Annotated in this window: 6 protein-coding genes and 1 pseudogene; 3 read left to right on the top strand and 4 right to left on the bottom strand. The window is 52.8% G+C overall.

From position 1 onward, the window contains the following. Positions 1–521: 521 nt before the first annotated feature. Both C8J45_RS07360 and C8J45_RS18875 read left to right on the top strand, forming a co-directional pair. Positions 522–914: pseudogene (locus C8J45_RS07360) on the top strand (type VI secretion protein ImpB); the annotation flags it as partial. 569 nt (positions 915–1,483) lie between these two features. Continuing rightward, the gene (locus C8J45_RS18875) at positions 1,484–2,212 is read left to right on the top strand and encodes a hypothetical protein (RefSeq protein ID WP_146168583.1); all 729 of its coding nucleotides are present in this window, start codon (positions 1,484–1,486) and stop codon (positions 2,210–2,212) included. 907 nt (positions 2,213–3,119) lie between these two features. Here the strand turns inward: C8J45_RS18875 and C8J45_RS19130 are convergent. Then, the gene (locus tag C8J45_RS19130) at positions 3,120–3,269 is read right to left on the bottom strand and encodes a hypothetical protein (RefSeq protein WP_181321146.1); all 150 of its coding nucleotides are present in this window, start codon (positions 3,267–3,269) and stop codon (positions 3,120–3,122) included. 240 nt (positions 3,270–3,509) lie between these two features. On the opposite strand from C8J45_RS19130, the gene C8J45_RS18870 reads away from it, so the two are divergent. Then, positions 3,510–3,896: a hypothetical protein gene (locus C8J45_RS18870; protein WP_146168582.1), complete on the top strand. Its 387-nt coding sequence runs from the start codon at positions 3,510–3,512 to the stop codon at positions 3,894–3,896. Positions 3,897–4,398: 502 nt separating this feature from the next. Here the strand turns inward: C8J45_RS18870 and C8J45_RS18865 are convergent. From C8J45_RS18865 to C8J45_RS07345, 3 genes are all read right to left on the bottom strand, one after another. Next, positions 4,399–4,740, bottom strand: a complete 342-nt coding sequence (locus C8J45_RS18865) for a hypothetical protein (protein ID WP_146168581.1) — start codon at positions 4,738–4,740, stop codon at positions 4,399–4,401. Positions 4,741–4,874: 134 nt separating this feature from the next. After that, the gene (locus C8J45_RS07350; protein ID WP_107962595.1) at positions 4,875–5,930 is read right to left on the bottom strand and encodes a S41 family peptidase; all 1,056 of its coding nucleotides are present in this window, start codon (positions 5,928–5,930) and stop codon (positions 4,875–4,877) included. A 3-nt stretch (positions 5,931–5,933) separates the two neighbouring features. Next, on the bottom strand, positions 5,934–6,422 hold the full coding sequence (locus C8J45_RS07345) for a MarR family winged helix-turn-helix transcriptional regulator (RefSeq protein WP_107962594.1): 489 nt from the start codon (positions 6,420–6,422) through the stop codon (positions 5,934–5,936). Positions 6,423–6,565 lie beyond the last annotated feature (143 nt).

Here is a 6,565-nt window from a genome sequence, read left to right as displayed (position 1 = left end):
GGTCAGCGACTGATAGAGCTCGCGAGGCAGTTTGCGCGCCTGCTTGATCAGGGCCGAGACGACGCTGGCGGTCTCCTTGTTCGCCACCTTGGCCATTCGAAGATGCCAAGAGGACGCTCGGCGACGCGCACGATATCGCGCGTCGGTGTCCCTTCGTGATGAAGGCGCAGAATCCGCCGTAAGTATCGCATAGTCAGCTTTCTCTTGGCCGGCATCAGCCCCTCCATCCTTGTTCAAAGGACGAGACTTCTGCCGCAGTTGCTGACCCGAACAGGTCTCCTAAATGTCGCCACCGACCCGGCCCGCTTGCCACTGGAATGGTGGCCCGCTTCGCGTCGGAATGGCGGCCCGCTTCAGATCGGAACGGGGGCCCGCTTTACGTTGGAATGACGGCCCGCTTCGCATTGGATTACCCGGCCCGCTTCGGTCGGAATTCGCAGCTGCAGGACATCGATCTGCGCAGGCGAACCCAGGCCGGGCTGAATAAGGGCAAGGCGCGCAACGCTCTAGTCCGCGATCCGGACTCGCTGCGCGAAGCTATGGTGCGGCGTGCTGCCCGCGCCGCTGAGATCCGCGCGCAAGGGCTGGTCGCGTCACGCATAATCGCGTTCGCGCATGGGAGCCGGTACAAACCGAACGCGCCTTCTGCCTCGCTATCGGCCCGACTGTCGCCGGCAACCCATGACCCGCGCACGATCGCCAGCGTCGCCAGCAATATGATGGACTCGATGTTCGTGCCGAGCTCGATCTACACGAAATGCGGGGTGATGCTGGAAGGGCTCCACGCGGCCGGGGAGGCGCAAACCGATCTGTTCGCCACGATCGACACGAAGGCTGCTCCGCTGCTCGCAGCGACCGACGGCCTCAACGGTCGGTTCGGCCGCAACACCGTCCGGATCGCGGCGGAAGGGTAGGGCGCTAAGAGCTATGACACCAAACGGGAAAGCAAAAGCCCGTCTTGGGCGACGAACATCGCTGAGACCGATCGCCAAATAGATCAGCCGTAGGGCAGGGGGGGGCGAAACCAAACCGCGCCAGTAGAAGCGGATCTATCTCGTCACCTTCCTTCGGTTGTCGCGGTTGCATACATACAGGCCGCGATGAGCAAGGCGGCGCGGAATTGCCCGACGCGGTTTGGTGATGAAACTTAGACCCGAAGAATGCACAGCGTCCCCGAAAACAAATCCGCATGCAGCTTTCGCATTATATTACATCTGTAAAGGGCAGCCTGAGATGCAGATTAGGACCAGATCGGACCGGATCTGACTGGTATCCTTTGACGTCACATTGACCAACTATCGTATACGATCTAGATTTTTCAACAGTTTCACACGCCAACCTTGTACGGATATTTGAGAACTTCACGAGTCTTATGATTGTAGTTATGGTCATACCGAAATTCTATTGACTATTGCCAATTACCGGATTTATATTATTTGTAATTTTCAGAAGTGTTAAATTTTGTCATTTGGGATGATTCGCAATGGCAAGTAATCCAACACCGCTTCCAATTGAAATTGTCATAATTGTAAACCGCTTACCCGGGGCAATTAGTTATGATTCTCTATCGAGTTTCAACCAATATTGGAATAACTTAGACCCATCCGAGCGCGATGATACTTGGCAATTTGGACCATACGCCAATCTGATCGTAGATAATACTTCTCCAAGAGATTTGAACAGGCAGCTGATCGATAGTGTCGTCAGTCAGTTCTCAGAATATTATACTCAATTTAGAAATCTAATATCAGGAATAAGCAGCTTACAAACAATTTTTGGAGGCCTTGGTGAACAAATAACCGGAAACCAATTGCTATCTAAATTAGATGGAATGAGAGCGTACATTACAGGACGTACATATGGGAATGGATATGCGGGAGCGAACTACGGTGACAGATTCGATATAGATTTTAGAGAACTAGCTCATTACATGATGTATGGTCAAGAAGGGATAAATTATCTCCTTTTACATAAAGTTAGCCATAATACGCAAACTGGCTTACTAACAAGATCTTGGATGGTGAACAGCTATCAAGATACAATAGCTAATAATACGGCTAGTGGCGCGTATGCTAAGGGTAACGAATTTTTTGAAGGCCAAGAGGCATACACTAATACTATTGCAAAAAATATTGCCGATGCAATCGGAATAAGTATCAGCCCTCTGAATGTTTATTCAAATTGGCCCCCTTTTGGATATCGACCGCTATGAAAACTGAAATAAACTTGAAGTTCGGCATTATGATCATGGCAATATCTACTTCGCAGATAGCCTTTGCTCAGATACAATCTAAGCAGACTGTTAAACCTAGCACAAAGATAAGAGGTATTGGTCCCGTACAGATGCCAGCTTCGAAGAAGGACATTGCTATAATCCGGAGTTATGCAATGGGTCCTCGTATTATTCCTGACGCTCCTCATCCATTACCACCATGCCCTCATGATGTAGGAAGTGGGTGCGAGGCGGTCGGCAATGCCCAGCGCAAAAAATAATAAGCTAAGCGCTTGATAGATAATGAATACCTTACGGCCGGCGGGGGGCGAGACCAGTCAAGTCGCGCCTGAAACTAGTCCAATATGGTTCTATCTCGCCGAAACACTCGATCATCCTGATGTAAAGGACATCCTTTTGCGTGCGACGCATCGACCGGGGGCCGGGTGGACAACGATACGAATTATTATGCTCGGCGAGCGCAGGAGCAATTGGAGGCGGCGGCACTGACTGTCGATCCCGTACAGAAGAAACAGCGCCTCAATTCGGCGTCAGAATACGCGACGCTTGGGGAACGCGCTGCGCGCGTTCAGAACGATCGCGGATCTCATAGAAATTGATGACTATGCTCGACGGCCACCCTGCCGATCCAGCGGCAGGCTTTCGATTTCCGTCCACAGCCGTGTCAGAAGATCGGTTTGTCCCCCGTCCCTTGGTCGAACGCTGCCACTACCTCAGAGGCAAGCGGCGATAGGGTGACCAGCTTTTCGACTAAAGGGCGGACGATGGAATGGCTGCGGCGTAGAAAAGCGCCTGTATCAATGCGGTCAACTATAGCGTCGAGCGGTTCGGACATAGAAGCCTTGTCCATCTTGGCAGCAATGTCCGCAACTGGGCGATCTCGACATCAACCCATCAGGTAGACGGCAAGGGTAATTGCCCCGCCAGTCAGCGCCAGAACGGCAAGGATGCTGACGATCCATGCGGTTGCTCGACCGAACCGATCATCCACCCAACCGACAACATCTTCAGCGATGAATGTCATGAACATGTCCATCGACAAAGCCTACCGCATTGACGAACGGCAGCAATCGAGAAATTCGGTAGAGGGCATGAATGACCTGGCTGTGAGCGGGTCTCTGGCGTTGCTTAAGGGTCCCCTTTTGCGACGCGACCCGTACTAGCTTCGGTTCTCGAAATAGGATCGAATATCAAGAAAGCTGGCGTTCGATGCCGCGCCTGATATCGTTTGCCGCATCGTCGCTTGTAGCCAACAGGCGGGTAACCTGGAGGGTACATGCTGATCCTAACGGCCGCTTTGCTCCTGGCTCAACAAGCCATAGTCGGATCCGAACAAACGGAAATCGTGGTCATTGGGCAGCGGTTGTCAAATTGGACAGGTAGGTATGCAATCCGGGGGAGCAAGCTACGCTGTTCTACCAAAACTTCGAGTGGCGATCGGGATATCGACACTCTTGGTTGCAGAGCGTTTGAGGCCTGTGCCGATCAGTTGGCATCCCGAATTGCCGCAACCGACGAAAAATCTCTTCCAAAAGATGTTCGCGTTTCGATGAAGGAAAGCGTTAAGCGCGATCTTTCTATCTGTCTTGTCGATAAGCGGGTAGTTTTTATAGGAGAGCTTGCAAAACAGCGCCAAGGTATTCGTGGATCAAAGCCTAGTTAGCTTCTGGATTAAATATCTTTCCGGCGATGCGGATTAGCACCGTAATTGGATCACGACCGTTACCATATCCGTACTGAGCCGCCTCCTGCCTGTTGCAGCGCCTCTCGCCTTCGAAGATGCCACATCGGCCAGCAGGTCTTAAAGCATCTGAACCTGTCATTGCTTCACCAACGGATCGACCTCGGTCGCTTACACGTTCGTCTGGAAGCGGCGATCTATAATTCCTTTTTTTTCTTCCACAGACGACAATTTCGTCACCCGACACGTCATCGTTGCAACGTTCGACCGTGAGGGCAGACAGCGCGGCGCTGCGACGGTTCGGTATCTTTGCAAGGTCGAAATTTTGAGCATCGGATAGAGCCGGCGCTGTTTGTAGAGCGACAAGTATCCAAAGAACCATGTGCTAAGTAACTTTCAGGAATACCAGCCAGCATCAGACTTTACATTTTCTCGTTCGAAACTCAGGTCTTTTAATATTATATAACTCGTTTAACGATTTTTACTAAAACCTCCACTTAAAGGTTACTGCTGCGGCAGGTGTCACGACAATTGGGCTTGGTCCCTGAATAACATGGACCTTTGTTTCTGAATTGAGCGGTCCGGTGAACTCTCCGCGAAGTGGCTTCGGTGCATATCTGGCCTCATCGGCTGGAGATATCCAAATGTTCATGTTTTTAGGAGCGCAAACGATTATGTCATCTGACGGGCTGCGGTCGACGCAAGTTGCGTCTTTGTGGCGAACCTTTTCAAGATCGAATTCAGTAATATTCGGTGTAATGACAGTCTGACCACTAGATGCTGCAAAAAAGGCAGTCACGACCGTAGCGATCACGTCAATGACCACGAAGCATTCCATACTAGCACGACCTCACCTCCCAACACGGTGTTGATTACTGGGTTGATTGAGGGCGGCCATGTTGCATCCATCTTCGGCATCATTCGGGGCAATAACATTTCTGGCTTGAGGAAAATCATTGGTTAGTCTTCGTCCGCAGTCGCCGTGCCTCCATTCCGATCAACGATCGGGTTTCGTGAAAGGCCCAAGTATAGCTTACTGACCAGGATCAAGCGGCAACAATGGTGACGCTTCTTCGATTTTACCCTCATGACGGCCACGTCTGGCCGAACGCCAACGCCGTCCCAGTTGGTCTTGGTTATCTGATTTTCCGCTCGGCCGATCGGGATAACTGCAGTGAGACCATGGCCTAGGTCGCTCAGCCCTGCCGGATTGGCCCCACCTCCTGTTGTTTCGCCGATCAAGGTTCCCCGCTTGAGCGCTTGAATGTCGTAGGCGAACTCCTCTCCGCCCGAGAAGGTATCTCTGCTCGTGAGCACGTAGACAGGTACTCTCAGGAAAGACACTGGCGTGCGAACGCTTCGGAAGCTCAGCCGCGTTGTCTCATTCGTCTTTGCGGTTCGAAAAACGATGTCGCTGATCGGCAGATCAGGCGGAACCAAGAAGCTCAGGAGGTAAGCGACCGATTCCGGGTCACCGCCATGATTCCTCCGGACGTCGATGATGAGCGCGCGACTGCCAGAAAGACCAGACATCGCAGCATTGATAACCCGCTTGAACGAGTCCAATTGGGGAAAGCCAACCACTTCAATGTACCCGACGCCGCCCGCCAACTTGTCCGCGCGCGTGAGCCCTGCTTCAGCACTTTCCGGGGGCTTGGTCTGTGGTGCCGGGGGTGCATGCGGCCCCTCCGGACCAAAAATTTCCAAGTGCGCGTCGTGCGTGATAGCGACCGCGTCGATAAACAATTTGCGTGCAAGATCTGTCGCCGTTTTGGCGCCGTCGTACTTGCCTGCGCCTAGCGCCGCAGTCACCTGTGCCGCTACCTGATCAACTCTTTCCGAATAAATATACCGCTCTCGCATCTCGCGGGCGAACGTGTTCACGATCTCACGACGTGTGGCTGCGTCAAGGATCGGAGCCGGTGAAGGCGGAGCCGTTTGGGCATTGGCAGACTGCGGCATGGGTATAGCCATCAAAGGAAGGAGCATCATGAGAACATCGCGACGACGGGACATCGATTACTCCTTGGTCGATTTCCGGTTGGCAAGGCGCGTTGGGATCGGTGAAGCATCAAGTTGAGCGTCGAAGCGATCGAGGACCGAGATCAAAGAAGCATCAATGTTTGCAAACAGGTCATCGAACATCGCTTCCAGATTCGCATTGAAAGTCCGAAGCGCGGCAGCCTCATAACGCGCCTTGTCGGTCGGGCTTAGAACTCGTCGCCGACCATCGGACCGATCCGCGTTGATCTCGACCAAACCGCGGCTTTCAAATTCCCGCGCCATGCGGACGATGAGCGGGTGCGACAATCGCAGGCGTCGCGAGATATCCACCACCCCGATCTGTTGATGCTCGACGATCAGCAACAACATCGAAGCGCCGCGCGGTGGAACGTCGAGGCCTAGCTGGAGAAGAACGCCGCTTATCTGATCGACGATACGGTCCGACGAGCGGCGCAGTCGATGCGCTAGAAATGCGCTTCCGTGAGACTCGATATAGTCGGCCATCGTCAAAGGATGTTCGGTAACAAGGTACGTGTCAAGTTACGGATATTGGGCAGCCGACCTATCTGGGCCGGTTCTTCCGCTTTCAAATTTCTAAAAACGAAGGTCGAGTGGGTAATCCCCAGCTTAACGCCCTGAAAAGCACT

The organism is Sphingomonas sp. PP-CE-3G-477 (assembly GCF_003050745.1).
In the GTDB taxonomy this organism is placed as follows: domain Bacteria; phylum Pseudomonadota; class Alphaproteobacteria; order Sphingomonadales; family Sphingomonadaceae; genus Sphingomonas.
This window is presented reverse-complemented; position numbering and strand designations above follow the sequence as displayed.